This window comes from Staphylococcus simulans (genome assembly GCF_003043455.1).
In the GTDB taxonomy this organism is placed as follows: domain Bacteria; phylum Bacillota; class Bacilli; order Staphylococcales; family Staphylococcaceae; genus Staphylococcus; species Staphylococcus simulans_A.
Window position 1 is genome coordinate 1 of sequence record NZ_PZGG01000118.1, and the last position, 2,709, is coordinate 2,709.

General features: G+C 27.5%; 3 protein-coding genes. All 3 read right to left on the bottom strand.

From position 1 onward, the window contains the following. Positions 1-986: 986 nt before the first annotated feature. A complete protein-coding gene (locus BU038_RS12155; protein WP_107606231.1) occupies positions 987-1,619 on the bottom strand; it encodes an ATP-binding cassette domain-containing protein in 633 nt (210 codons plus the stop codon). A gap of 8 nt (positions 1,620-1,627) precedes the next feature. Further along, the gene (locus BU038_RS12160; protein WP_107606232.1) at positions 1,628-1,942 is read right to left on the bottom strand and encodes a YxeA family protein; all 315 of its coding nucleotides are present in this window, start codon (positions 1,940-1,942) and stop codon (positions 1,628-1,630) included. A 4-nt stretch (positions 1,943-1,946) separates the two neighbouring features. After that, positions 1,947-2,709, bottom strand: a 763-nt coding sequence (locus BU038_RS12165; RefSeq protein WP_142402607.1) for a DUF1430 domain-containing protein, incomplete at its 5' end; no start/stop codon positions are given.

Genomic DNA, 2,709 nt, shown 5'->3' on the forward strand with positions numbered 1-2,709 from the left:
ATTCAAATCCATTTAGAAATACACATCAAACCAACACTTTCTATCCTATCAATCAGACTATTCATTTTCTACTACAATTAAAATCCCTCTATATAAACTAAGTTTAGATTTAAATTTATCCTCGTACACATAACCTAGTATACTAGCTATTTTATATACTTTAACTTTTTTGCTTTGCAAAATTAGTTTCACATCTAAAATATAAAAACTGATGAAGCTTTATAGCATTCATCAGTTTTTGCATTTATAATTTTGGAGAGTGTGGCTCCCCAATTTCCCAATTTTCATTATTAAAACGATTATATATATACATATCTTGAGTTACATTAAAAGGTTTCTCAGAAATAACATAATAATTTGATGTATTAATAGTTGCTTCATTTAAATGACGAGTCTTCTCTAAAGTTAATATTACTTCTAAATCATTTGAACAACTGATTGAGTCATCTTGAAATTCGATACAAATGTTAGGAGAAATCGGAAGAATTATTCGCTTCCATTTTTCTGTACCAATAACAGGATTATCACTAATTAATAAATTTTATTGAATTTTTTTATTTTTTCTTTGTTATCTTTGATCTCTGTCAATTCAACAGGGCTTGTTCTTGATACATATGATTCAATATTTTCAATGTAATTAATATAGTTAATTCTTCCAGCATCTGTACGTAAATACTGTAACCACATATATTGAAATATAAATTGTTGTTCATCTTGTTTAATAGATAGTGATGAACAAGATGTTGGTTGATTGAAATTTTTCAACCCTCGATTCATAATGCGATAGTTTATTTTGCTTTTTTATTAGCTTGTCTAATGAATACGTATACTTTTTCTTCATTAGTGAAATATTTTAAAAAGCATCTAGGATAATAACGTTGTTTTTGTAATCATACATACCTCTATTTTCGAATACTTTTCAATCTAACTATAGACATAATGCCATTGTGAAAGTTTACAGACATTAATTTAGAAATCTACAAACATTATTTAAACTTGCCAATATCAATCACTTTATCGCAACTATCTGCAAGGCGCATATCATGTGTGGCAATAATCACAGTTTTATTAGCTTTTGTCATATCTAAGAGATGTGCAATAATCGTTTCGCCATTTTTAGGATCTAACGAACCTGTAGGCTCATCTGCTAAAATCAATTCAGGGCTTTTCAAAAGCAATCTCGCTAAAGCGATCCTTTGTTGTTCACCACCGCTTAATGTCGCTACTTTACGATTTAAATCAACAGACAGATTAAGTAAATGAAGCATTGATTGAATTTTTTCTTTTTTTAGTCTTTTAGACCATTTTTTAAAAGCTATACCGATATTAATATTTTGAAACACAGTCATATTTTCAACTAAACCATAATTTTGAAATAGATAGCCTAATTTATTTCTATAATATAATGTTGGATTATGTTTCTTTAAGTCCTTACCTTCAAATAAGACACTGCCTTCTTTTAACTTTTCAAAACCAGCAATTGTATTTAATAAAGTCGTTTTGCCACCTCCACTTGGACCAATCAATGCATAAGACTTACCTTTTTCAAATTTAAGATTCAAGTTATTGATAATTGTTTTCTCACCTTTTTTAATATTTATATTTTCAAGTTTTAACATGCGCACACCTACTTTTGTTTAAATGGTAACTTTTGAATATAATGAATCACTTTTACATACTTTCCTTTGTGCTCAATAACCACATATTCCTTTTCAGGATCATAACCTTTAAAATCTAATTTGTATGAAAGTGGTTTACCCTCTTTGTTGTATGCTTGAATATCATCATAATCTTGTGTGCCCTTATCAACTACGGCATATGATTTTTCCATCTTTAATATAGGATTGAACCTATCCGTAAATTCATTGCGTACAAATAAACAAAACACTAATCCAATTACTATAAAAATGATGATAATCACTAAAAAACTTTTCTTTTTCATGTTGTTACAACTCCTTTATGATGGTTAAATCATGTTTCTCAAGTTTTTTTATACACACGAAATGAATACATAACTGGACTATTATGATAAATATTCCAAAATATACAACTATATGGGATTTCAGCAAAATATAAAGTATAAGTATAATGAAAATCAATGTGATATTGTTGAAGGTCAAATACTGTCGGTAATTTTGGATATGATTAAAACCATTTAACTTTCTAAGCATTAAGTACTTTTGATACTGTTCAAAGTATTGTTGAACTTCAAACATTATAGCCAAACAAACCACTATGAACGAAATAATAATTGTTAAGATAGTAACCGTTAATTTAAATTGAATTTCTTGAATATCTTTCTGTACTTGATCCGTATAGTTTGTCACACCAGATACATAATTTTCTAAACCAAAAATTTTTAAGTCTTTTTGAATTTGATTTAAGTCTTTAAATAAATAAAATCCTTGTGATATGGAGGAACTGTAAAAATTGGGACTAACTTGATCGTTTTTTATAATAACCATAGCCGGATGATTTATGTATTTAAACTTGGCTTCATTCCTTAAATCAAAGGAATAAATTTTATGATTATATTTTATAGTCTTAACTTCAACTTGATTTTTTGCTGCTCCTAAAGAAGTTTGAAACTTAGCCCATTTTTCTATCTCATGCTTTATCTTTGAAACTTCGTTCTTTTTATTCTCAGGAAGCAATACTTGAATATTTGTTTTAGAATGCTCTAATTTAAATTTATGCTCAATTTGATGA